The following is a 23309-nucleotide window of genomic DNA, read 5'->3' on the forward strand; positions in this document are numbered from 1 at the left end:
GGATCCACACACGGCGCTCAAGATTGCGGGAGTGGAAAATGGTAACCAAGGTAGCAATCAACGGCTTCGGCCGCATCGGCCGCAATGTTTTGCGTGCAATCGTCGAGAGCGGACGTACCGACATTGAAGTCGTAGCGATCAACGATCTCGGTCCGGTTGAAACAAATGCGCATCTCCTGCGCTACGATTCGGTTCATGGCCGGTTCCCTGCAGAGGTTGTCGTCGAGGGTGAGACCATCACCGTTGGTGGCGGCAAGCCGATCAAGGTGACCGCGATCCGCGACCCGAAGGAATTGCCCTGGGGTGAGCTCGGCGTTGAAGTCGCCATGGAGTGCACCGGCATCTTCACCGCCAAGGAAAAGGCATCGATGCATCTGGAAGCCGGCGCGAAACGCGTTCTGGTTTCAGCGCCTGCTGCCGGCGCAGACAAGACCATCGTCTTCGGCGTCAACGACAGTGCGCTGACCGCCGACGATCTCGTCGTGTCCAACGCATCCTGCACCACCAACTGCCTGTCGCCGGTCGCCTATGTGCTGAATGAAGCCATTGGTATCGAAAAAGGCTTCATGACGACGATCCACTCCTACACGGGCGATCAGCCGACGCTGGACACCATGCACAAGGATCTTTACCGCGCACGTGCAGCGGCCATGTCCATGATCCCGACCTCCACCGGCGCCGCCAAGGCCGTCGGCCTTGTTCTGCCGGAGCTGAACGGCAAGCTCGACGGTGTCGCGATCCGCGTCCCGACGCCGAACGTCTCTGTCGTCGACTTCAACTTCATCGCCAAGCGCGAAACAACTGTTGAGGAAATCAACAGCGCTATCCGTGAAGCCGCCGACGGCAAGCTGAAGGGTGTCCTGGGCTACACAGACGACAAGCTGGTCTCCATGGACTTCAACCATGACAGCCATTCTTCCGTCTTCCACATGGACCAGACCAAGGTGCTGGATGGCACCTTCGTTCGCATCCTGTCCTGGTACGACAACGAGTGGGGCTTCTCCTGCCGCATGTCCGACACGGCCATCGCCATGGCGAAGCTGATCTGATTTTGCGATCACATATTTAATAACAAGAGCCGGTCGATGTACCGGCTCTTTTTGTTTGATCGGTCCTCAATCACAGCAACGCACCTCAGACACGAATCTCTATTTTTTACAATTTCTACATGTATTGATAGACATTGTACAAAATGAAATGGAGGACGTGACTTGGAATCGATCCTGATAGCCGTAGCGTTTCTTTTGGTGATTGGCGTCGGATACTACTTTATCGATCGTTCGAGAGACCCTGACCGCCCCAAAAGCCACCGCCACTGGCACCCGGATGTAGACCGGGCCAAAGCAGAGACCATGAAGAACCTGGAAACACCACCTGAAAAATAGGGCTTTTGAAGTCTGTGTTCTCACAGGAAACCTGGGAGGAAGTTAGCCGACATGTGTGCTATCTCATCCCTTCTGGCACATCATTCTGCGCCAAAAGCGGATGCAACACATCACAACTACAACAATCGTATTCCATTGCCGGAGTTCGGCAGCACTTAGAAAACCCTCACCGAAAAATTGCATACCCTAGGCAGCGCATCAATCGTGCAGCCATGGTCACTGACCCCATCGCAGGCCTGAGCACCACCGGCCGCCGTCCTAAGGCACAATCTTCCAAAATACCTTTGCCTTCCATGTTGCAAGCAATGCGTTCCTTGCATTAAGTCCTGTCAACGCCGCGGCCTGGCATGTGCCGGGGCAGGCCCTTTCGACCGATGCTTTCCGCCCTGACAACAGGTGATCCCATGGCTTTCAAAACTCTCGACAACCTGTCCGACCTCACCGGCAAGCGCGTGCTTGTGCGTGTTGACCTGAACGTACCGATGGATGGCGGCAAGGTCACCGACACTACGCGCATCGAACGAGTGCTGCCGACGATCCGCGAACTCTCTGAAAAAGGCGCCAAGGTTGTTCTGCTGGCCCATTTCGGCCGCCCCAAGGGAGAGCGTGTCGCCGAGATGTCTCTCGGGCCTGTTGCACCGGCGGTCGCAGACCTTCTTGGAAAGCCGGTTGCCTTTGCGGACGACTGCATCGGTTCAGCGGCGGCCGATGCCATTGCCGCTCTGCCGGACGGCGGTGTGTTGCTTCTGGAAAACACCCGCTACCACAAGGGCGAAGAAAAGAACGACCCGGACTTTGCAAAGGCACTTGCGGAAAACGGAGACATTTACGTCAACGACGCTTTTTCAGCTGCGCACCGGGCGCACGGATCAACCGAAGGCATCGCCAAGCTTCTGCCCGCCTATGCAGGCCGCACGATGCAGGCAGAACTGGAAGCGCTCGGCTCCGCCCTTGGCGAGCCTGTCCGCCCGGTTCTGGCGGTTGTCGGCGGCGCGAAAGTATCTTCCAAGATCGACCTGCTGGAGAACCTTGTGTCCAAGGTAGACATGCTCGTCATTGGCGGCGGCATGGCCAATACCTTCCTGGCGGCAAACGGCACGGATGTCGGCAAATCGCTGTGCGAACATGACCTGGCCGATACGGCCAGGAAAATCATGGTCGCGGCCGAAGCGGCAAACTGCGAAATCGTGTTGCCCGACGATGCCGTTGTCGCCAAGGAATTCAAGGCCGGGGCGGAAAACGAAACCGTCACGCTCGATGCCATTCCCGCCGATGGCATGATCCTGGATGTGGGCGCAGCCTCCATCGAAACCGTCACCTCAAAAATCGATGCGGCCAAGACCCTGGTCTGGAATGGCCCGCTGGGTGCTTTCGAGATCGAACCCTTCGACAAGGCAACAGTTGCGGCAGCCAGGCACGCAGCTGAAAACACAAAGGCGGGAAAACTCAATTCGGTCGCCGGAGGCGGCGACACCGTGGCTGCGCTGAACCACGCTGGTGCAGCCCCGAGTTTTTCCTATGTATCCACGGCAGGCGGCGCATTTCTCGAGTGGCTCGAGGGCAAGGAATTGCCCGGCGTGAAGGCGCTTCAGGCCTGATCCGTTTTCAGAGGAGGTGAAGATGCAGCGTTGTTTTACGAATATTCTGACCGAAGAAGTGGCCGTCACTGCCGCTTTTTACGAGAAACTTTTGGGAATGACGCCGAAATTTTCCTCCGACTGGTTCGTGAACCTGGCGGATGCCGAAACGCCGGGTCTGGAACTCGGCATCCTCAGGCAATCGAGCGACATTGTTCCGGCCAGGGCCCAGCGGGCACCGGCCGGGGTTATCCTGACATTTGTCGTAGAGGACTGCGACGCTGTTCACGAGCGTGCACTTGAGCTCAACGCGGTTGTCGTTGAAGCGCCCCGGGAGATGCCGTACGGCCAGAAACGGATGATTCTCCGAGACCCTGCGGGAACATTTCTCGATATCAGCTCGCTGATCTAACAAGATTCCGCCTTCGCGGCGCCACACCCATGATTAATTTGATTGCCGAATTAATTGTGTGTGTAATTTTTCGATCAAGCGCCTCTATTTTAATTGATTTAAGCGGTCGCACTGCTCTTTCCATAACCGAAAATCTTGTTAGAACGGCCTCAGTTTGACGCATCGGCCACACGGCAAGGTCATCTTTGTTCTGCTGTGGACGGAGCACGTATCCGGATCTGGGAGACAATTGATGGCTCGTATTACCCTTCGCCAGTTGCTTGATCACGCTGCCGAGAATGACTACGGCGTTCCGGCCTTCAACATCAACAACATGGAGCAGGCGCTTGCGATCATGGCTGCGGCGGACCAGACGGATTCGCCGGTCATCATTCAGGCGTCCCGCGGTGCCCGCGCCTACGCTCACGACATCATGCTCAAGCACATGATGGACGCCGTCGTCGAGATCTACCCGCATATCCCGGTCTGCGTTCACCTGGACCACGGCAACGCGCCGCAAACCTGCATGACAGCCATCCAGGCCGGCTTTACATCCGTCATGATGGACGGCTCGCTGGAAGCGGATGGTAAGACCCCGGCAGGCTGGGATTATAACGTTGGCGTCACAAAGACGGTCACCGACATGGCGCATCTCGGCGGCATCTCGGTGGAAGGCGAACTCGGTGTTCTGGGCTCGCTGGAAACCGGCATGGGCGACAAGGAAGACGGCCATGGCGCAGAAGGAAAGCTGAGCCACGACCAACTTCTGACCGACCCCGCCGAAGCGGTGAAGTTCGTTCAGGAAACCAAGGTCGACGCCCTGGCGATCGCGATGGGCACCAGCCATGGCGCCTACAAGTTCACGCGCCAGCCGGACGGCGAAATTCTCGCAATGCATGTGATTGAGGAAATCCATCGCCGCCTGCCCGACACGCACCTGGTGATGCACGGCTCTTCTTCTGTCCCGCAGGATCTGCAGGACATCATCAACCAGTATGGCGGCGAGATGCCCCAGACCTGGGGTGTTCCGGTTGAAGAGATCCAGCGCGGCATCAAGAACGGTGTCCGAAAGATCAACATCGACACGGACAACCGCATGGCTTTGACCGGCCAGATCCGCCGCGTCCTTAGCGAAAACCCCGGCGAATTCGATCCGCGCAAATACCTGAAGCCCGCACGCGAGGCGATGCAAAAGCTTTGCGTGGAACGACTGGAGGCCTTCAACACGGCAGGCCAGGCGTCCAAGCTCTCGAAAATCGTGACGCTCGCGGACATGGCCAACCGCTACAAGGACGGCAGCCTCGACCCGAAAATCGGCTGACCTCACCCGGTCCGACCGGTCGAGACATTCACTTTGTTGAAAGAGGGGCCTTGCGTCCCTCTTTTGCCGTCTTTAGGGACAAGAACGAGAATCGAACACGCCCGTCAGTCAGGAACCCGCTTGTGAATCGTCCGCGCCTCTTTCTAGTCACGCCACCGGAATTCGATACGTCCGACCTGGCTGCAAAGCTCGAAAAGGCCTTTGCCGGAGGCGATATCGCCTGCGTCCTGATCTACATGCCCGGCGCGGCCACCAAGGATATTCAGGACGCGGCCCAAATACTGGTTCCTGTTGTTCAGGAGGGCGGGGCCGCCGCGCTTGTCTACCGCGACACGCAGGCTGCGGGAAGAAGCGGCGCCGATGGCGTCCATGTCGACACCTCGCTCGAAGACGTGAAACTCGCTGTAGAGAGCTTCCAGCCCGAAAAGATCGTTGGAACCGGGGGCACAAAGCTGAAACATGATGCGATGGAGTGGGCGGAAACGGGCGTCGACTATATCTTTTTCGGCAAGCTGGATCTGGATGAGCGCGAAGCGGCGCATGACAGGACCCTCTCGGGCGCGGCCTGGTGGGCTGAACTGTTTGAAACGCCTTGTGTTGCCTTGGCCGGGAACAGCCTGGAGACCCTGAAGGATGTTGCTGCGACAGGTGCTGATTTTGTCGCTGTGAAGGACGCCGTCTGGAAATCGGACGGCGACATCTCAAACGCGGTTGCCGCTGCGAACCGCATTTTGGAAGAACACCCGTTTCCGGAGGTGGAGTAGGCTCCCGGAAGCTGCTGATCGAATTTGGAGTAAGAGTGATGCCGACGAAAGCCGCCCGCCCTTGCCTGACGAAGATGTCCGTATTCGCCCTTGCGACAGCGTTCTTTTCAACGCTCTCAGATCCACGCGCAGCGGCTCAGGAAACGGACCTCGATGCCGTCTCCGTCGAACAAGCCAAAGTCGAGCAACCCGCCGTCATAGACGTGACGACGCGCGACAAGACACTTTTCAGCATCATTGATGCAGGGCCTCCGAAGATTGATGAGCTCAAATCTCCGTCTTCGGAATTGGCATATGCCGCCTTTCAGCGTGGATGGTTCCTGACGGCACTTGGACTTGCGACACCGCTTGCCGAACAGGGCGACAAGGCAGCCCAGGCGTTGCTTGGTGTTCTTCATGAGAAAGGTCTCGGCATCGAATTGGACAAGTCCAAGGCTGCCGACTGGTATTCCCTTGCGGCAGCGGCGGGCGACAGCGGATCAGCGCTGCAATTGGCCCAGTTCTACCTTCTCGGCACGGGTGTCGATGTCGACAAGACAAAAGCTGCAGATCTCTTTGAGCAGGCTGCAGACGCGGGAAACGCCTCGGCGCTATACAACCTGGCGATCCTCTATCAGGAGGGCGAAGGGCGCCCGTTTGACGAAGAAAAGGCGCGTCAGCTGCTGGAAGAAGCGGCGCGCAAAAACGATCCGGAAGCCCAGTACGCTTTGGGACTGTCTTTTCTGGAATCCCAGACCGGCCTGAATGATCCCGGCCAGGGCGCATTCTGGCTGGGCCGAGCTGCGCGCCGCGGTCACACGTCGGCGCAGGTCTACTATGGGATCCTGCGGCATCAGGGCAAAGGAGTAGACCCGAACGAAGCCGAGGCTGCCGACTGGTTCGAGAGAGCGGCTATCGCGGGCAATCCGGTCGCCATGAACCGTCTGGCGCGGATCTACGCGTACGGCCGTGGACGGGAGCAGGATTTCACGGCAGCGGCCGGATGGCATCTGGCGGCGCGCTCAAATGGCGTGCCCGACTTCAATCTGGACAGGATCGTCGAAACGCTCGATGAAAAGACAATCGAAGGTGCCCGTGTTCTGGCCGAGCAGCACACAACAACGCTGCTTGCGCCGACCGAAGATCCGGCTGCGGAATCTCCCTAATTCGTCCCAGAGTGGGTCAAACCTAGGAAAATTTGCCTTTTTTCCTTGAAACGCTTGCGCTTTTGTGGTGGACAGGCGCGAGCATTTTGGGCGCCCTTGCCAACGGCTGGGGACCGCTCCGCGTCAGATCCTAACAATTCATAAAGTCGGTCGTTCCATGAAAATCAACGGAAACGAAATCAAGCCCGGTAACGTGCTGCAGCATCAGGACACGCTCTGGGCCGTTGTTAAAGTCCAGCATGTGAAGCCCGGCAAGGGCGGCGCCTTCGCCCAGGTCGAAATGAAAAACCTGATCGATGGCCGCAAGCTCAACGAGCGGTTCCGCTCCGAAGACAAGGTCGAGCGCGTGCGCCTGGAGCAAAAGGACTTTCAGTACCTTTATACGCAGGATGACATGCTGATCTTCATGGACACGGAGACCTACGAACAGCTTGAGCTGCAGTCGGATTTCGTTGGCGACAGGGCAGCTTTCCTGCAGGACGGCATGATGGTCACCGTGGAACTCCACGAAGAGCGTCCGATCGGCATCACCCTCCCGCAGCACGTGACGCTTGAAATCAGTGAAGCGGACGCAGTCGTCAAGGGTCAGACACAGTCTTCTTCCTACAAGCCCGCGCTGATGGAAAACGGCGTCCGAGTCATGGTTCCTCCCTTCATCACCGCCGGTGAAAGGATCATCGTCGACACCGGCACACTGGAATATGTTCGCCGCGCGGACTGATCCTTCGGGTTGATCCCGGTATTCGATCGCCAAAATCCGGCGTGTCCGAAACAATTCGGGCTGCGCCCAACAACAAGTGACATTCAATGGCTCGCACAGCACTCCTTAACGTGATGGTTCAGGCCGCAATCAAGGCCGGACGCAGTCTGGTTCGCGATTTCGGCGAAGTGGAAAATCTCCAGGTCTCCCGCAAGGGCCCGGGAGATTTCGTTTCAGCGGCAGACCGTCGTGCAGAGGAGCTCTTGCGCGGAGAATTGACCAAGGCCCGCCCGACCTATGGGCTTGTCATGGAAGAAAGCGGGATCGTCGAAGGCACTGATGGACAGCATCGCTGGCATATCGATCCTCTCGACGGCACCACGAATTTTCTGCATGGAATTCCGATTTTCGCGACGTCCATTGCGCTGGAGAGAGCTGGTGAAATCGTTGCCGGTGTCATCTATAACCCTGTGATGGATGAGCTTTACACAGCCGAGCGTGGCCGGGGCGCTTTCCTGAACGACCGCCGTCTTCGCGTCGCAGGACGCACCGAATTACCGGAAATGCTCATCGGAACAGGTCTGCCTTTCATCGGACACGGTGACCACGGGCGCGCGCTGCGTGAACTGCGCCACGTCATGCCGGAGGTCTCGGGTGTCCGCCGCGCCGGCGCCGCCGCACTCGATCTTGCCTGGACCGCCTCCGGGCGCCTGGATGCTTACTGGGAGCACAACTTGAATTCCTGGGACATTGCCGCCGGAATTCTCATGGTCCGTGAAGCCGGCGGGTTTGTCAGCGATCTTCAGGGCAAGAACAAAATGCTGGAAACAGGCGATGTGCTCGTCGGCAACGAATTTGCCCACCGTCACATGCTCCGGTTGCTGAAACAGGCTGAAACGTCTGCGTGAATTCCGGGCGACGGCTCAAATCGATAGTCAGCTGCATCCGGTCCAAGCGTAGGGCCGCAGCCCAGTGAGCGCCAAGCGCATCCTGCCCCCTCCCCGCGTATTCCGGACACGCCGACCGCTGGCTTGTGCAAGGCGGCTCAGATACCTTCAAGAAATTGTCGCGACGACCGATATCCATCCCATCCCGGCAACGGAAGTTGATCCGGTATGTCAGAACGTGGCTTAGTTTCCGAAAGGTCCGCAGCGTCGGCGCCTGACACTCGGATTGCCCCGATTAGCAGCCGGACACTTTCAGATCACGCAGAGGAGTCTGCACTCAGCCAGGCTATGACTGCTCAAGGCGGGTCTCTTATTCTAATGGCTATGTGTTAACAGCTTTTGATTCATGCACTAAATAAGGATTGGAAAAGTTTTTCCAACGGGTCAGAGGAGGGCCCGCAAAAAATAAACGGGAGGATTTATGACTATTCGCAAGTTCGCTGCCGCGGCAGCAATCAGTATCTCTTTCACCTTGCCTGCCAGCGCGCAGGAAGCCTTTGAGATGACGTCCGCCTTCGGCAAAAACCTGCCAATTCTCGGCACAGCCGCCGTCGGCTTTACCGAAAAGATCAATTCCATCTCCAACGATGTCGAGTTCGAACACTTTGATCCGGGCGAACTGGTTCCGGCTCTGGAAGCGCTTGACGCCGTGTCCAGCGGTTCGGTTGACGCCGCTTACACGACATCCGGCTACTGGCAGGGCAAGATCCCCGCTGCTTCCCTGTTTGCAGCCGTGCCCTTTGGTCCGGAAGCCGGTGAATTCCTTGCGTGGATGCTTTATGGCGACGGTTCGGAGCTTTTCCAGCGCATGTATGACGAAAACGGCTACAACGTTCACGTCATCCCGTGCGGCATCATCGCTCCGGAAACCTCCGGCTGGTTCAAGAACGAGATCAATGGCCTTGAAGACCTTGAAGGCCTGAACATGCGCTTCTTTGGCCTCGGCGCCGAAGTGATGCAGAAACTCGGCGTGTCCACGTCGCTTCTGGCGGGTGGTGATATCTTCCCGGCGCTGGAGCGCGGTGCGATCGATGCGACCGAATTCTCCATGCCGCGGATCGATGCGCGTCTCGGCTTCCACAACATCGCGAAGTACAACTACTTCCCGGGCTGGCACCAGCCGGCAACGATGTTCGAGCTTCTGATCAACAAGGACCGTTGGGACGACCTCGACGAAGTTGCTCAGAACCAGATCGAAATCGCCTGCATGGCGAACATCACAGACAACTTCGCCGAAGGTGAAGCCACCAACTTTGATGCGATGCAGGAAAACGTCGAGAAGAACGGCGTGACCATCAAGCAATGGTCCCCGGAAATGCTTGACGCCTTCGAAGCGGCGTGGGTCGAAGTTGCTGCTGAACTGGCTGCTGAAGATGCGTTCTTCAAGGAGGTCTGGGACAATCTCCAGGAGTTCCGTGCAGGCTACAAGGTCTGGAACGACAACATTTACCTGCCGCGTCCGCGCAACTGAGCGGGCTGCACTGATCCGTCCGGAATCCCGGACGACACAATGCATACCGGGGCGACATCGCCCCGGTATTCTGCTGGGTGTGGAGGCGTCCGGCGCATCGCAGGCAAGGCGGGGAGCAGATGGATAAGCCTGAAGAAGTTATTTCAGCCGATGGAAGTGTTGCGATTACGGATCCCGGCGCCGTCGGAGCCGAGGAACAAAATCGCGGCGACCGGTTCGTCGTTTTCATTTCCAATATCTTTGCCTGGCTTTTTCCGTTCCTGATGGTCGCCATCTGCTCCCAGGTTGTCCTGCGCAGCGCCGGCATGAACCAGGCCTGGCTAGACGATTTCCAGTGGTGGCTTTACGGGTCGGCGGTGCTGGTTGGCATTGCCTATGCGGTGACAACAAACAGCCATGTGCGCGTCGATATTCTCTACGAAGGGTTCTCGAGACAGAAAAAGCTGAGGACCGATATCTTTGCGCTGACCTGGCTGTTCCTGCCTTTCATTATTCTGAGCTGGGACGTCACGCTGCACTACACGATCTCCTCCATAAAGGCTGACGAGGGGTCGGACAGTCCCAACGGGTTGCACAACCTTTGGATTCTCAAGACGCTGATGAACCTGTCGTTCATCCTCATGGCAGTGGCGGCCTGGTCTATTTACGTCCGACTGCTTGCCAAGCTGACCCAGCCCGTTCTCTGGAAGCAGCTGCTTTACGCGTTTCCCTCGACGATGTTCGCGACCAACCTTGCCACCTATTACGCGCTCTGGTGGATTGTGTGGCTCATGAGCCCACCTGATGCGACGGCGCGAGATGTCAGCCGTCACGTGATTTTCGACGAAGTCGAATTCGGAAATTACGACATCAAATACACCATCATGATCACTCTGGTCCTGACATTCGTGGTGATCGGTGCAGCCAGGCTTTTCAGCCGCAACAAGACGGCGTGAGAATTATAGATGCTTGAATTTATTGGTCAGTTTCTCACACTGAACGAAATCGCCGTCATGGTGATGTTCATCACCTTTATCTGGATGCTGTTCCGCGGCATTCCGGTCGCCATGGCGCTTGTCGGTGTCAGCCTTGTTTTCGTCCTGCTTGCCGAGTTTCTGCTGGACCCGAACCGCTCGTTTTTTCGCGATATCATTGAGTTCGATCGCACCGGTATCAGCTATCAGCGCATGCAGGCGCTCTCTGGTCGCCTCTTTGGCGGCATTGTCAAAAACCCGGTCCTTGTCGCGTTGCCCATGTTCATCTTCATGGGTCTGATGCTCGACCAGTCGGGTGTCGCTCAGCGCATGATGCATTCCATGCAGAAGCTGTTCGGTTCGCTGCGCGGGGGCCTGTCCCTGACGGTTATGCTGATCGGCATCATTCTTGCGGCATCCACCGGTGTCATCGGTGCATCGGTCACGCTTCTGGGCGTCATGGCGCTTCCAGCCATGATGAAGCAGAATTATTCAAAACCGATCGCGACTGGAACAATTGCCTCCGCCGGGACGCTCGGTATTCTGATTCCACCCTCGATCATGCTGGTGATCATGTCCGATCAGCTGGCCATCAGCCTTGGCGACCTCTTCATGGGTGCGTTGTTCCCGGGTCTGATCCTCGGTGCACTCTACATTGTCTTCATCGTCATCTATGGACTGATTAATCCCAAGGCGATGCCGGCGCCCGAAAAACCCGAAAAGGTGCAATGGGAAGACGTAAAGGAGGTTCTCCTCGCCGTCGTGCCACCCATGTTCCTGATCCTTCTTGTACTGGGATCAATTTTTGCCGGCGTCGCAACACCGACCGAGGCCTCCGGGCTCGGCGCTATGGGAGCGACGCTTCTCGCACTGGCCAACCGCAAGCTGAACTGGAAAGTGCTCAAGGACGTGAGCCGGTCCACCTTGAACACGTCCGGCTACATCGTTGGGATTTTCCTGGCAGCAAACTTCTTCGCTTTCGTGCTGCGGCGTTATGGTGGCGATGAAATCGTTCAGCACCTCGTTCTCTCGGTTTTCGAGGATCCCTACATGACTGTCGGCTTCATTTTGCTGATCGTCTTCCTGCTTGGCTTCCTGCTCGATTGGATCGAGATCACAATCATTATCATGCCGCTGATGCTGCCGATCATCGTCGGGCTCGAGTTGGCCGTGCCGGGCTTTGATCAGGTGCGGGATCCATCGGTCGTATGGTTTGCCATCCTGGTGGCGGTGACGTTGCAGACCTCATTCCTGACACCACCTGTCGGGTTTGCGCTATTCTATCTGAAGGGCGTCTGTCCACCTGGCGTGACACTTGGGCATATCTATAGAGGCGTGGTGCCCTTCGTCATTCTTCAGCTGATCGGATTGCTGATCGTGTTCTATTTCCCGGCGCTTACAACCTGGCTGCCATCGGTTGCTTACGGGAATTAGCAACGCTGATCGGAAACCCGCCTCTGGAAAATTTCCCGCTGCGCACCCAGGCATCAACAAACATGCGCAGTGGCGAATTCTGGGGCGGAAACACTGGATCACATTTGGTTCCGGCAGCGCATCGCCAATCGCTGGAACGCGGAGACACTCATGAGTGAAACTGAAAACCTGCTCACGCTCAGTGCGCCGGAACTGCGTGATCGGCTTGCCGATGGCGGTCTGTCCGCCGTTGATCTTTCAAAAGCCTGTATCGCACGGATCGAGGCGCGCGAGGATGAAGTGCAGGCCTGGACATGGTTCGATGCCGCGGCGGTCCTGCAGGAAGCGGAGCGTCTGGACGCACTCAAGGCAAGTGGAGCGCCGCTGGGTGCCCTTCACGGTTTACCCGTTGGCGTCAAGGACGTGATCGACACGGCAGGCATTCCAACCGAAAATGGATGTCCCGTCGACGCCGGCCGAGTGCCTCAGGAAGATGCGGAAGTGGTGAGACGGCTCAAGGAAGCCGGAGCCATCATGTTCGGTAAAACGGTCACGACCGAACTCGCTTTTCTGCACCCCAATAAAACAAGAAATCCGCGGAACCTGCAGCATACGCCCGGCGGATCCTCCTCGGGCTCAGCTGCGGCGGTGGCTGACAGAATGGTACCCTTGGCGATCGGTACGCAGACCGGCGGCTCCGTTGTACGCCCTGCCTCGTTTTGCGGTGTTGTCGGACTGAAGCCCAGCTTCAACGCAATCCCGCGAAAGGGGACACTGCTTCAGTCCCATTCACTCGACACGCTTGGTGTCTTTGCAAATGACCCGGCAGGGGCTGCGCTCTTGGCGGACGTCTTGAGCGAAGTAAAGATGGATCGAGTTCCAGAGGCTGCCAAGCCACCGATACTCGGCTTCGTGGCGCCCCCTGGTTGGGATCGGGCAGACCCGGCGCTTCATGCCGCATTTGACCGCTTACGCACGGCACTTTCTGATAGCGTCATCCCGCTATCGCTGCCGGACGCTTTCGATGATGCCGCACGTCTACGCGCCGTGATCAACACCGGCGAGATGGGGCATTATTTCAAGGATTATCTGGAGCGCGGTACCAATAAGCTCGGTTCACCGACACGGGCGACTATCGAGGAAGGCCTGAAGCTTCCAGCGGTCGACTATCTCGCAGCGAAAGCGTTCCAGGACAAGATGGAAGCGCTCCTCGAGCCACTCTTCGAGCGTAGCGATGCCATTCTATGTCCGGCAGCGCTCGGTCCGGCGCCCGCCGGATTGAGCTCAACGGGAGATTCGATTTTCAACGGGCTCTGGACCATGGCCGGCACTCCGGCAATCACGCTGCCTCTGCTTGAAACGGCGGGTGGATTGCCGATGGGCGTGCAGCTTGTCGGCCGAAAGGGCGACGATGCGAGCCTCCTCTCCATAGCGCATTGGATGTGGAGCTGGGCGCGGCACAATCAGTAAGGCCAAGAACGAGTTTCGCGTTGAGCCAGGACGGCACTTATCAAATCTTCGGTTCGAAACCCAGATTGGCAATGCCTCCAATCTGGACGCAGTCAGGGCCCTGTACTAGCGTGATCTCCTGACGATTCGATCATGTGTCAGGAGAAGCGGTTCGTGCCTTGCGGAAAATTCCCATTGGCCTTGACCGGCGGTCACGTTGAACAACTCTGAGCCTTTGCCCAAGCTTCCGGTCGCGATGACAGACGACATCGTTGCTTCTTCGACCGACGGCATCATCACTATTGATCCGCAGGGCATTCTGACGTCCTGCAACCCGCGCGCTGAAAAGATATTCGGGCTGCGTGCAGAAGAGGTCGTGGGAAAAACGGTTGCGGAAGTCTTCGTTCCCTTGCCGGATCTGGATGCTTTCACGGACTGCGTTCTGGAAGCGGTTCACCGGCCGGACCTGGAACACGTCGCCGCAATCAGCCTCGAACGCGAAAATACCACGCTGCATCTCAATGTTCGCGCCGTGTTGCTGAACCGGCGCGGTACGGATGAACGCCTTGGCGTCCTGGTCATGCTGGCTGATGAAAGTGAACGCGTTGAACTGTTGAAAAAGACTGCAGATCGCGAAAGGGAACGCGCGGCCACGGGGCGATTCATTGTCGCGATCCTGACGATCTTTAGTCTTTTCACATTGCTGCTTGAGCCCATTCAGAAACTGGCTCGTGCAAAATTCTACGATCTCGGACCGGTCGTGGCGTTGCTGACGCTGGTGATTATCGCCTATTTCATCGACCGGTGGGCAGCACCGAATTCAAAAGCCTTCAAGCTGAATCTCCGACCGAAACCGCGTGATGTGATCGAGAGCATCTTGTGGTCTCTTGGCTTCTGCGTCGCCATGACGCTCGGTAAGTTGGCATTGCTCAGCACACCGCAGGACGACGGCCAAGTAGCCCCGCTTTTTGCCTTTCTTGTTCTGGACGACGGAACACATGTCAGATCGCCCGGCCTCTTCCTGGCTGCGTTGTCGATCTATCTTGTCTCGGTGGTTTTTCAACAGTTCGCAATGCGGTGCGCCATCCAGGCCCCCTTGCAGAACTTCCTGACAGGCGTCATCGGACCTGCAGGCTGGGTAGCCAATCTGGTGTCAACGCTGCTTTTCGCGGTTCTGCATGCACACCTTAACCCCGTGGTCTCGCTTGCGGTGATTGCTCCCTCACTATTGTGGGGATGGCTCTTCATGCGGTCGGGAAGTGTCGTGACCCCTATCATCTCCCATGCGATCATAGGCGTCTATGCGATCTTCATTCTGGGGATTTTCGCAGGACTCGACCAGATCTGACGAAGCGATCAAGCGGCTTTGAAAAGAAAAAACGTGAAACCAAAAAGACGCCCGAAAGTTCTGATCGTTAACGCCTATGTCGATCCTTGGCGCTCTGCCGCGCCCATGCGTCTTTTCATACCGCGAGCCATGGCGCCCTACTATCTCGCGGGCCGGTTTTCTTCATCGCTTGTCGACATTCGTGTTTATGACGAAGTTCACCATGGCGCCATGCTCAATCCCCGGCATTTCGGCTGGCCTGATCTTGTGATCTTTACCGGCCTCACCGCGGCTTTTGACCGGGCGCGGCAACTCTCGGCCTACTTCCGCAATGCGAACCCCAGCGTCTGCGCTGTCATTGGAGGCCCGATCGCCCGCGCCTTTCCCAAAACATGCGCCGGAGTTTTCGATCATGTCTGCCAGGATGACGTGGAGTCGCTCGACGAACTGATTGAGGATACCCTCGGCGCTGACTACTGCGCGGATCGCCCGGCGCCGCGGTTCGATCTGGCAGGATGGTCATTTGGCCTTGGATTTGTCGAGACGACGAAGAACTGCAATTTCAGTTGCTCCTTTTGCTCCCTGACGGGAGAAGGCCGAGCCTATAAGCCTTATTCCTCTCAAGAAATTTCAGAGCAACTGGACGCCGGGGGGCGCCGATCCATGTTGATGGTGCTCGACAATAATTTCTACGGCAACAACCGGGCTGATTTTGAACGCAGGGTTGATCTGTTGGGCGAAAGGTGGCGCCGGGGCGATTTTCGTGGCTGGGGCGCGTTGGTGACCGGCGATTTCTTCAAGAGCCCGAAGAACCTTGCAAAAGTCTCCGCGAACGGCTGCAAGGCGCTCTTTTCAGGCGTTGAATCCCTAGACCCGGAGGTATTACGAAACTACAACAAGCGCCACAGCCTCAGTTCCGACCCACGGTCCCTGGCACGTTTGTGCGCCGAACACGGCGTTCTTTTCGACTATGGAATGATGCTCGATTTCAGCCGGCAGACCATAGACGAGGTAGATAGCCAGATCGACGCGATCCTGGACAGCATCGAAACGCCGCTTCCTGCTCTCCTGTCCCTGACTATTCCAATCCCCGGGACGCCGCATTTTGAGGAAACGGTGCGGGCGGGCCGACTTTTGCCCAATCTGCGTCTGAGTGATCTCGACGGGCAAAAACTTGTCGAATGGCCAAAAGAGCCCCTGGAACGTGTCGTGCCGTTCCTTACCGACCTGCTGCGGTTTCGCGGCCGAAAGACTGCACTCGCCCGGCACGCGATCAGGCACGCCTGGTCTAACAGACACGCGTTCGACCACCTCCAGACAGCCATCAGCATGCTGGGTCCGTTGGTGCGTTTTGGTGGCGGCATGCGCATCGGCAGTGTTCGCCAGATGCAGCGCACCTGGCAGGAACCGAAGCGCACCTTTTGCGCCATGAGCGACCCGCTCAGCGTCGCTTATCGTCCGTCACACCGTCTGGACGCAAAATTTGCTCCGGACTTCGAGCCGCTTTACCTCACGGACGCCGAGGGGCATCCGACTTTGGATGTCGAGATGCATATGTCGCAATCCCGTGGATCTGAGGAATTTGCAGCTTTTGTAAAGTAAGCAGCTTGAGAAGTGTGGTTCTCATTCGCGCTGTCTTTGCCGGACTTCACACGCAAGAATTGATGCGGAAACCATGTACCGGCTGATCTTCAGTTGGCCTGGGCGCCCGCGCTCATGATGGCCCTCCGTATCTCCCGGAGGGCTGCCTGAAGTTCCATGTATCTATTTCGGCACGGCAATACGTGAGAGGTTGGCGGTGTGCTGGCCGCCGCCATTTCCACGCGCATCAACTTCAAGCGACATGTATCTTCCGGTCTTGAACCTCGTTGCCTTGGTCAGCACTTCGAAGAAGGTCGTACCCTGGGGTTCTGTCAGAAAAGTGTTGAACTCGAACGCTCCACCGCCTTTGTAATAACCCGGCAGAGTTTCTGCACCGAGGCTTTGACTGGTGTCCAGGGTATACATTTCAACGGGAAAAGCTGATTGCGGAAAGCCGGAAATCGACACGATTTCAACATTCACCAGTTGGCTGCCTTTGTTCTGCGGCCCGGTGCCAGGGAAGAACGTCATATCCCTGAATCGATAGGCAAAGACTAGGGTATTGGTGTTCTTGGACCGGACCACACGGCTCTGTACTGCTCCCCTGATCCGCCCACCGGTCCCAGTCTGGCCGTTTGTTCCGTTAGGTGGGGTATAGCTACCGGCATCAAACGGAATGACCTCGTCGTAGATAACCGTTCCGCCAAGATCCGTTTGGCTGACGTCCCTGACATGCAGGACGTCGTATCCCTCTGCGTCATAAACGGTCGGTGCCGGACGTTTTGTTCCGTTAAATGTAGCGCCGCCGGATTGGCAGGCAGTAAGGGACAAGGCTCCAAAAAGAAAAGTTCTGCGTCGCATAACAGTGTCATCCAATCAAAAATCAAAAACAGACAGGCAAAATCGGCACCTGTTTCAAATAAAAACCGCAATACTTTCCAAGTGTTCGGCCCATCAAATTTACCGGGGCTGACACCAGCATCGTGGCGGTTCGATTCTACTCAAAGCAACAAGCACAAGCAAATTTCAAACTCTGATAGAGCAACCCTAACGACTGGCCATCAGACCTCGGCAATATCTGGAATGCGGCCAGCATGGTTCGTGGGTACAGGCGGCGCCAGATGCAGCGCCGCTTTTTCGCGAAAAGTCGATTTTATTTTTTCTGCATGCCTTCCACCATCTTCAGAACCTGGCGTCTCGGCATCAGCGGCGTCAGCCAGTTCAGCAGGAACGACAGCCGGGGCTCGTTGATGGCGATCAGCTCGCCCTTCATCATCGCATCATAGCCGCATTTTGCGACCGAGGCAGGCGTAGCGCCCTTTTGCCCGGCAAGACCCGTGCCTTCCAGATTGGCTGTGGCGACAAATTCCGTATTGACCAGTCCCGGACAAAGTGCGGTGGAGGTAATTCCGTAGTCCCGCATCTCCTGATCGATGGCCTGACTGAAGGACGTCACGAAGGCTTTGGTTGCGAAATAAACCGCCTGGTGAGGGCCCGGCATAAACCCGGCGGTCGATGACACGTGCAACATCCTGCCGCCGCCCCTGGTTCTCATGTCATTGCCGAAATGATGAGAGAGCGTGACCAGCGCGGAAATATTCAGATCGATCATTGCCTGATCTTTCGCAAGATCCCGGTCAAGAAAGCTGCCATGTCCGCCAAAGCCCGCGTTGTTTATCAAAACGTCGACAGCGATCTCGTCCGCCTTGACCTTTTCGAACAACTCTTTTGCCTGCGCCGGCGAACCGACATCCTGTGCAATCACGGTCACATTTACTCCGTGCGCATTTTCCAACTCGGTTTTCAGCGCATCGAGAGGTTCTTTGCGTCGTGCGACGATCACCAGATCACCGCCCTTTCGCGCATGATATCGAGCGAACTCCATGCCGATGCCCGAGGACGCACCGGTAATCAAGGCTGTGTTCGACATGTCTTTCTCCTATCAAAGTCAACAACTGTTGACGCTCAGATAGTGCACGAAAAACCGCAAGTCAACACTTGTTGACAAAAAACTGTCAAACCCTTAGGTGGAAGGCATGATCAAAGCGGTAACAACCAGAGACAAACTCATCAATGCGGCCAGAACGCTGTTCTGGACACGTGGCTACTCGAATGTTTCCGTGCGCGATATCACAGGGGCCGCAGGTGTCGACGCGGCCTTGGTCTCGCGCTACTTCGGCGGCAAGCAGGGACTCTTTGAGGCAACGCTTGCTGAAATCCCGCCCTGGGAAGCGCTGGCAGCAAATCCCGAAGACCTTTTGGCCAAAGCGGCGGAAAGCTTTGCCCACCCCTTCGATCCTGAGGCCGATGCTGCAAATGTCTTCACGATGCTGATCGCAAATGTCATCGACCCGGAAATGGGCGGGACGATACGCGAAACGGTGCAGCAACAGCTCGCAGATCCGCTTGCCGAAAAGATCGGCGGTGCGCACGCGCAAGACCGCGCGGCTGCGCTGCTAGCGGTATTGTTCGGAATGGCGCTGATGCGCAAGAATTTTCAGACCAAGGCCCTTGCACAGAAGTCGCCTGACGCTTTGCGCACTCAGATCATGCGTTTGGGGCTAGCCGCGTTGGAGACCTGAAGGCCTTAGCTTGCTCAAATTTCCGCTCCTTGGCGGTCGGTGATTCTGTGCCGACATTCACGACGGATTTGTCTGGAACCGACCTGGATGGCGTCCCCTGCCCTCCTGCGCCCAAGCTTTCCAGACATTATTGACCCCCGACCGCGATAAGAGGTTTCCAAGGTGCGAAAAATCACGCTATCAATGGGTTACCTCTGCATAAGGTGATTGATTGCGCAATATGGCCCGTGAATTCGACCCTTACAGCCTGTCCAGCCCGAGGGCTTACCTGACCTTCATGATCATCTTTCTGGTGATCGTTGCCTTCATCGCCTTCATCCTGTTCCCGCAGATCTCGACCGCCTTTTTGAGCAATCCCGGTCTCAACGGATTGATCGTCTTTGTCGGCGCATTTGGCGTTCTGTTGCTGTTCGGAAGGGTTATCCGGCTGTTTCCGGAAATCGCCTGGGTCAACAGTTTCCGCATCGGCGATCCGGCACTCGACACGCGCTCACCGGTTCTGCTGGCGCCGATGGCAGCGCTTCTCGGCAACAAGGCCGGGGACATGGCCCTGACGCCGACGACGGCAAGATCCATCCTCGATTCAATCGGCATGCGCCTTGAAGAATCGCGCGAGATGTCGCGCTACCTGACGGGTCTTCTCGTGTTTCTCGGGCTGCTCGGCACATTCTGGGGCCTGTTGCAGACGGTGAGTTCCGTTGGCGCGACGATCCAGTCGCTCGATGTCGGGTCAGGCGATGCCAATGTCATCTTCGAAGACCTGAAAGCAGGGCTCGAAGCCCCGCTCTCCGGCATGGGCACGGCGTTTTCCTCCTCCCTGTTCGGGCTGACGGGATCGCTCATTCTCGGCTTTCTCGACCTGCAGGCGGGCCAGGCCCAAAACAGGTTCTATAACGAACTCGAGGACTGGCTCTCCACTGTCACCGATATCGACCCGGAAGACGGGCTCTTTAATGCGCCGGATGCCCCAGGCGTCGAACAGATCCAGGCGTCGATCCAGTCACTGCAGAAAAGCATCGAGGATGGCGGCAGCAAGAACGCGGCTCAGGCCATGGCAAACCTTGCCGAAGGTATTCAGGGCCTGGTGAAACATGTGCGCTCCGAACAGCAGATGATGCGTGACTGGGCAGAAGCCCAGGGAGAGCAGCAGAAGCGGATTGAAGGTTTGCTGACGTCTATCTCGGCGGCCTTCGAGCGCGCAAAGGAGTAACCAGCGATGGCCGCAGGATTGCGCGCCCGCCGCCGCGCCCAGACAACGGATTACTGGCCCGGTTTCGTCGATGCGATGGCGACGCTCCTGCTCGTCATCATATTCCTCCTGTCGATTTTCATGATCGCGCAGTTCTTCTTGTCCCAGCAGCTGTCCGGGCGGGACACGGTGCTCAACCGGCTCAACGCTCAGATCAGCGAGTTGACGGAATTGCTGGCGCTGGAACGTGCTGCCTCCGGTGAGCTGGAAGACACGATCCTCGGGCTTCAGGCCAGCCTGTCCGATGCCGAAGCTGAGCAAAGCCGTCTGCTTGGTCTGCTTGACAGCAGCTCAGGTGCCGCCGATGCGGCTGGTGGCCGCGCGGCGCAATTGGAAAACCTTCTTGATGACGAACGTCAGGTCAGCCAGGAAGCGCTCGCGCAGGTCGAACTTCTCAACCAGCAGATAGCGGCACTGAGGCGCCAGATAGCCGCCGCGAATGCGGCCCTTGAAGCGTCCGAGGCAAAGGAAGAGGAAAGCCAGGCTAAAATTGCCAGCCTTGGCCGGCGCCTGAACGCGGCCCTCGTTCAGCGCGTGCAGGAACTCTCCCGCTACAGGTCCGACTTCTTTGGCCGTTTGCGTGAAATCCTCTCCCAGCGGTCCGACATCTCGGTTGTCGGCGACCGCTTCGTGTTCCAGTCCGAGGTTCTGTTCGATTCCGGTTCGGAGGACATCAATCCGGCAGGAGAACAGGAACTCGACAAACTTGCCGACGCCATTCAGGAGCTGAGCGCGCAGATCCCGGACGAGATCAACTGGGTCCTGCGCGTAGACGGCCATACCGACGCCAGGCCGCTGTCCGGCGCGGGCCGCTTGCGCAACAACTGGGAACTTTCCGCCGCCCGCGCGATTTCCGTGGTGCGCTATCTCATCGAGAAAGGCGTTGATCCGAAACGCCTTGTTGCCGCCGGTTTCGGCGAATTCCAGCCACTGGAAGAAGGCGACAGCGCGGATATCCTCGCCAAAAACCGCCGTATCGAGTTGAAGCTGACCGAGCGGTGAGCCCGCCATTCTGCGCCGTCCGTCGCCGCTTTTTCCGAACTCTCCAAACGCAGGCCAGGGTCGCCACCTAAGAGCTGCCGTCTGACAGTGTTTGTGTCTCGGCAACAATCCAGTCCGCGAACAGCCGGGCATCGGTTCGGTTCTTCGTTGTGTCGATCAGGTAGAAGAAATCCCGGTCAAGTTCCAGAAATCCATCAAGTTTCAGGAGAGATCCGTCCGCCAGATAGGCGTCCACGAGCGGATAGCCTGCAAGCGCGATACCCTGCCCTGCGATCGCAGCCTGAAGCATGTTGATGTAAGTGTTCATCACGACACCGCTTGCCTCGGAGGGCGCATGCAGTCCGTTGCGGCGAAACCAGTTTGGCCACCGGGCACCCGGGCGGTAGATCCCGGACAGGTGCAGGAGATTTTCGCTTAGAAGATCTTGCGCTGAGCTTAGACCGGTGCGCGCCACATACTTGGGACTGACCACAGGAAAGATCCGCTCGCGCATCAATCTCGTGACTTTGTCCCAGGGCGGTGGGGTCTGGGCGTAACGGATCGCGACATCGACGCCCTCGGCGGCAAGATCGAGTTTTCGATCGGAAACAACGAGATTGAGCTCAAGATCCGGATGAAGATTATTGAAATTCACCAAACGGGGCATGAGCCAGTAAGTGGAAAAGGCGGACGTCGTCGTGACCGTCAGCCGCGTGCGTCCCTTTACGGCAGACACATTGTTCAAAGCACTGGCAATCTGATGGAGAGCCGGACAGACTTCGGCTTCCAGAATGCGTCCGGGTTGCGTCAACACTACCTTGCGATGGTTTCTGTGAAACAGACGGACGCCAAGCTGCTCTTCCAGCTCGGCAATCTGCCGGCTAACGGACACTCTGGTGATGCCGAGTGCTTCAGCCGCTCGTGTAAAGTTTTCGCTTCTGCAAACAGCTTCAAACGTAATGAGATGCGGCAACTTTGCGAGAGTTTGGCGCAAATTTCCCATAACACGCAAGTTAACAGATTGAACCGGATTTTGGAACTTCACAAAGCTCACGCGCGGAACGAACATGTTGCAGATGGGCGGCTTCGTCGCATGCTTGGGAGGAAATCATGAGACAGCTTTCGCTACTGACACTCGCAACTGCACTGGTGTGCGTCTCGCCGGCTGCGGCACAGGACCTGCCTGGTAAAGGCGTCTCGGTGTCGCCCATAAAAGGTTCGCCGGCAAATGCCTGGTTTCAGCATATGGTCGTGCAGCTGGGGCTCGAGGCACTGGGCTATGAGGTCGAGGAAACCCTGGAAGCAGACTTCCCCGCGGTTCACCTGGCCGTTGCGTCAGGGGATGCGGACTATACATTCAACCACTGGAAACCGCTCCACAACGACTTCTTCGACAAGTCCGGCGGCGAAGCCGTCATGACCCGTGTGAATGCGTCGATCACAGGCGCTGGTCAGGGCTACTTTATCGACAAGAAAACAGCAGACGCGCAAGGCATCAGCGACATCGGACAGCTCAAGGATCCCGCCAAAAGCGCCATTTTCGACAGCGACGGCGACGGGCGCGCAAACCTTTCAGGCTGCAATCCGGGTTGGGGATGCGAACTGGCAATCGAGAACCACCTCGATGAATATGATCTGCGTAACACTGTCCAGCATGATCAGGGCAGCTATTTCGCCATCATGGCGGACACGATCACGCGCTACAACGAGGGCGGCTCGATCCTCTACTACACCTGGACACCCAACTGGATCAGCGATGTTCTCGTCCCCGGGACCGACGTCGTACAGATTGGTGTGCCGGCCGACGGTGCGTTTGATGCCGGTTTTGCCGTAAACGACGTCTACATCGTCGCCAACAACGAGTTCCTGGAGGACAACCCCGCTGCGGCGAAGTTCTTCGAGCTCGTTGAGATCCCCATTTCTGCTGTGAATGCAGCACAGGTCAAACTGCGGGACGGCGAAAACTCCCTTGAGGATTTCCGCCGTCATGCCGAAGACTGGGTCGCTGCGAACCAGGCGGAATTCGACGGATGGGTGCAGCAAGCGGCCGAGGCGAACTGAAGGCCCTCCCTT

At 57.4% G+C, this 23309-nt stretch carries 22 protein-coding genes; 19 read left to right on the forward strand and 3 right to left on the reverse strand.

The window, feature by feature from the left end; translation table 11 throughout:
• The first annotated feature begins 38 nt into the window (after positions 1–38).
• The 15 genes from gap to ABVF61_RS10495 all read left to right on the forward strand — a co-directional run bounded on the left by gap (position 39) and on the right by ABVF61_RS10495 (position 16445).
• On the forward strand, positions 39–1049 hold the full coding sequence (gene gap / locus ABVF61_RS10425; RefSeq protein ID WP_353993446.1) for a type I glyceraldehyde-3-phosphate dehydrogenase: 1011 nt from the start codon (positions 39–41) through the stop codon (positions 1047–1049).
• Positions 1050–1211: 162 nt separating this feature from the next.
• Positions 1212–1385, forward strand: coding sequence for a hypothetical protein (locus ABVF61_RS10430; protein WP_353993447.1), 174 nt, complete (start codon positions 1212–1214; stop codon positions 1383–1385).
• 404 nt (positions 1386–1789) lie between these two features.
• The gene (locus tag ABVF61_RS10435) at positions 1790–2983 is read left to right on the forward strand and encodes a phosphoglycerate kinase (protein WP_353993448.1); all 1194 of its coding nucleotides are present in this window, start codon (positions 1790–1792) and stop codon (positions 2981–2983) included.
• Positions 2984–3005: 22 nt separating this feature from the next.
• A complete protein-coding gene (locus ABVF61_RS10440; protein ID WP_353993449.1) occupies positions 3006–3374 on the forward strand; it encodes a VOC family protein in 369 nt (122 codons plus the stop codon).
• A gap of 232 nt (positions 3375–3606) precedes the next feature.
• Positions 3607–4674: a class II fructose-bisphosphate aldolase gene (fba, locus tag ABVF61_RS10445; RefSeq protein ID WP_353993450.1), complete on the forward strand. Its 1068-nt coding sequence runs from the start codon at positions 3607–3609 to the stop codon at positions 4672–4674.
• Positions 4675–4796: 122 nt separating this feature from the next.
• Entirely contained in the window at positions 4797–5438 is a 642-nt protein-coding gene (locus ABVF61_RS10450; protein ID WP_353993451.1) for a thiamine phosphate synthase, read from the forward strand.
• A 38-nt stretch (positions 5439–5476) separates the two neighbouring features.
• A complete protein-coding gene (locus ABVF61_RS10455; RefSeq protein WP_353993452.1) occupies positions 5477–6583 on the forward strand; it encodes a tetratricopeptide repeat protein in 1107 nt (368 codons plus the stop codon).
• A gap of 157 nt (positions 6584–6740) precedes the next feature.
• The gene (gene efp, locus ABVF61_RS10460; RefSeq protein WP_353993453.1) at positions 6741–7304 is read left to right on the forward strand and encodes an elongation factor P; all 564 of its coding nucleotides are present in this window, start codon (positions 6741–6743) and stop codon (positions 7302–7304) included.
• A gap of 86 nt (positions 7305–7390) precedes the next feature.
• Positions 7391–8191, forward strand: a complete 801-nt coding sequence (locus ABVF61_RS10465) for an inositol monophosphatase family protein (protein ID WP_353993454.1) — start codon at positions 7391–7393, stop codon at positions 8189–8191.
• A 460-nt stretch (positions 8192–8651) separates the two neighbouring features.
• Positions 8652–9701, forward strand: coding sequence for a TRAP transporter substrate-binding protein (locus ABVF61_RS10470; protein WP_353993455.1), 1050 nt, complete (start codon positions 8652–8654; stop codon positions 9699–9701).
• 119 nt (positions 9702–9820) lie between these two features.
• Positions 9821–10636, forward strand: a complete 816-nt coding sequence (locus ABVF61_RS10475; protein WP_353993456.1) for a TRAP transporter small permease subunit — start codon at positions 9821–9823, stop codon at positions 10634–10636.
• A 9-nt stretch (positions 10637–10645) separates the two neighbouring features.
• Complete coding sequence (locus tag ABVF61_RS10480) at positions 10646–12088, forward strand: TRAP transporter large permease (protein WP_353993457.1); 1443 nt, start codon at positions 10646–10648, stop codon at positions 12086–12088.
• Positions 12089–12238: 150 nt separating this feature from the next.
• On the forward strand, positions 12239–13537 hold the full coding sequence (locus tag ABVF61_RS10485; protein WP_353993458.1) for an amidase: 1299 nt from the start codon (positions 12239–12241) through the stop codon (positions 13535–13537).
• Positions 13538–13733: 196 nt separating this feature from the next.
• Positions 13734–14864, forward strand: coding sequence for a PAS domain S-box protein (locus ABVF61_RS10490; protein WP_353993459.1), 1131 nt, complete (start codon positions 13734–13736; stop codon positions 14862–14864).
• A gap of 33 nt (positions 14865–14897) precedes the next feature.
• Positions 14898–16445 (forward strand): B12-binding domain-containing radical SAM protein, encoded by a 1548-nt coding sequence (locus tag ABVF61_RS10495; protein ID WP_353993460.1) that lies wholly within the window; start codon positions 14898–14900, stop codon positions 16443–16445.
• Between the two features lie 162 nt (positions 16446–16607).
• Here the strand turns inward: ABVF61_RS10495 and ABVF61_RS10500 are convergent, their stop codons facing one another.
• Both ABVF61_RS10500 and ABVF61_RS10505 read right to left on the reverse strand, forming a co-directional pair.
• Positions 16608–17285, reverse strand: coding sequence for a hypothetical protein (locus tag ABVF61_RS10500; protein WP_353993461.1), 678 nt, complete (start codon positions 17283–17285; stop codon positions 16608–16610).
• Positions 17286–17577: 292 nt separating this feature from the next.
• Positions 17578–18354, reverse strand: a complete 777-nt coding sequence (locus tag ABVF61_RS10505; protein WP_353993462.1) for an SDR family NAD(P)-dependent oxidoreductase — start codon at positions 18352–18354, stop codon at positions 17578–17580.
• A gap of 106 nt (positions 18355–18460) precedes the next feature.
• Here ABVF61_RS10505 and ABVF61_RS10510 point away from each other — a divergent pair, with 106 nt between their 5' ends.
• From ABVF61_RS10510 to ABVF61_RS10520, 3 genes are all read left to right on the forward strand, one after another.
• The gene (locus ABVF61_RS10510; RefSeq protein WP_353993463.1) at positions 18461–19006 is read left to right on the forward strand and encodes a TetR/AcrR family transcriptional regulator; all 546 of its coding nucleotides are present in this window, start codon (positions 18461–18463) and stop codon (positions 19004–19006) included.
• Between the two features lie 220 nt (positions 19007–19226).
• Positions 19227–20216 (forward strand): flagellar motor protein MotA, encoded by a 990-nt coding sequence (locus tag ABVF61_RS10515; RefSeq protein ID WP_353993697.1) that lies wholly within the window; start codon positions 19227–19229, stop codon positions 20214–20216.
• A gap of 6 nt (positions 20217–20222) precedes the next feature.
• Positions 20223–21257 (forward strand): peptidoglycan -binding protein, encoded by a 1035-nt coding sequence (locus ABVF61_RS10520; protein WP_353993464.1) that lies wholly within the window; start codon positions 20223–20225, stop codon positions 21255–21257.
• 67 nt (positions 21258–21324) lie between these two features.
• Here ABVF61_RS10520 and ABVF61_RS10525 read toward each other — a convergent pair whose 3' ends face one another.
• Positions 21325–22239, reverse strand: coding sequence for a LysR substrate-binding domain-containing protein (locus ABVF61_RS10525; protein WP_353993465.1), 915 nt, complete (start codon positions 22237–22239; stop codon positions 21325–21327).
• Between the two features lie 107 nt (positions 22240–22346).
• Here ABVF61_RS10525 and proX point away from each other — a divergent pair, with 107 nt between their 5' ends.
• Complete coding sequence (gene proX / locus ABVF61_RS10530) at positions 22347–23297, forward strand: glycine betaine/L-proline ABC transporter substrate-binding protein ProX (protein ID WP_353993466.1); 951 nt, start codon at positions 22347–22349, stop codon at positions 23295–23297.
• The last annotated feature ends 12 nt before the right edge of the window (positions 23298–23309 follow it).

Source organism: Roseibium sp. HPY-6 (assembly GCF_040530035.1).
Classification (GTDB): domain Bacteria; phylum Pseudomonadota; class Alphaproteobacteria; order Rhizobiales; family Stappiaceae; genus Roseibium.

Bases quoted from the DNA above. Each gene is read 5' to 3' on its own strand.
- gap (WP_353993446.1), top strand. From the start codon at position 39: ATGGTAACCAAGGTAGCAATCAACGGCTTCGGCCGCATCGGCCGCAAT.
- ABVF61_RS10435 (WP_353993448.1), top strand. From the start codon at position 1,790: ATGGCTTTCAAAACTCTCGACAACCTGTCCGACCTCACCGGCAAGCGC.
- ABVF61_RS10440 (WP_353993449.1), top strand. From the start codon at position 3,006: ATGCAGCGTTGTTTTACGAATATTCTGACCGAAGAAGTGGCCGTCACT.
- fba (WP_353993450.1), top strand. From the start codon at position 3,607: ATGGCTCGTATTACCCTTCGCCAGTTGCTTGATCACGCTGCCGAGAAT.
- ABVF61_RS10455 (WP_353993452.1), top strand. From the start codon at position 5,477: ATGCCGACGAAAGCCGCCCGCCCTTGCCTGACGAAGATGTCCGTATTC.
- efp (WP_353993453.1), top strand. From the start codon at position 6,741: ATGAAAATCAACGGAAACGAAATCAAGCCCGGTAACGTGCTGCAGCAT.
- ABVF61_RS10465 (WP_353993454.1), top strand. From the start codon at position 7,391: ATGGCTCGCACAGCACTCCTTAACGTGATGGTTCAGGCCGCAATCAAG.
- ABVF61_RS10470 (WP_353993455.1), top strand. From the start codon at position 8,652: ATGACTATTCGCAAGTTCGCTGCCGCGGCAGCAATCAGTATCTCTTTC.
- ABVF61_RS10475 (WP_353993456.1), top strand. From the start codon at position 9,821: ATGGATAAGCCTGAAGAAGTTATTTCAGCCGATGGAAGTGTTGCGATT.
- ABVF61_RS10480 (WP_353993457.1), top strand. From the start codon at position 10,646: ATGCTTGAATTTATTGGTCAGTTTCTCACACTGAACGAAATCGCCGTC.
- ABVF61_RS10485 (WP_353993458.1), top strand. From the start codon at position 12,239: ATGAGTGAAACTGAAAACCTGCTCACGCTCAGTGCGCCGGAACTGCGT.
- ABVF61_RS10500 (WP_353993461.1), bottom strand. From the start codon at position 17,285: ATGCGACGCAGAACTTTTCTTTTTGGAGCCTTGTCCCTTACTGCCTGC.
- ABVF61_RS10505 (WP_353993462.1), bottom strand. From the start codon at position 18,354: ATGTCGAACACAGCCTTGATTACCGGTGCGTCCTCGGGCATCGGCATG.
- ABVF61_RS10510 (WP_353993463.1), top strand. From the start codon at position 18,461: ATGATCAAAGCGGTAACAACCAGAGACAAACTCATCAATGCGGCCAGA.
- ABVF61_RS10515 (WP_353993697.1), top strand. From the start codon at position 19,227: ATGGCCCGTGAATTCGACCCTTACAGCCTGTCCAGCCCGAGGGCTTAC.
- ABVF61_RS10520 (WP_353993464.1), top strand. From the start codon at position 20,223: ATGGCCGCAGGATTGCGCGCCCGCCGCCGCGCCCAGACAACGGATTAC.
- ABVF61_RS10525 (WP_353993465.1), bottom strand. From the start codon at position 22,239: ATGGGAAATTTGCGCCAAACTCTCGCAAAGTTGCCGCATCTCATTACG.
- proX (WP_353993466.1), top strand. From the start codon at position 22,347: ATGAGACAGCTTTCGCTACTGACACTCGCAACTGCACTGGTGTGCGTC.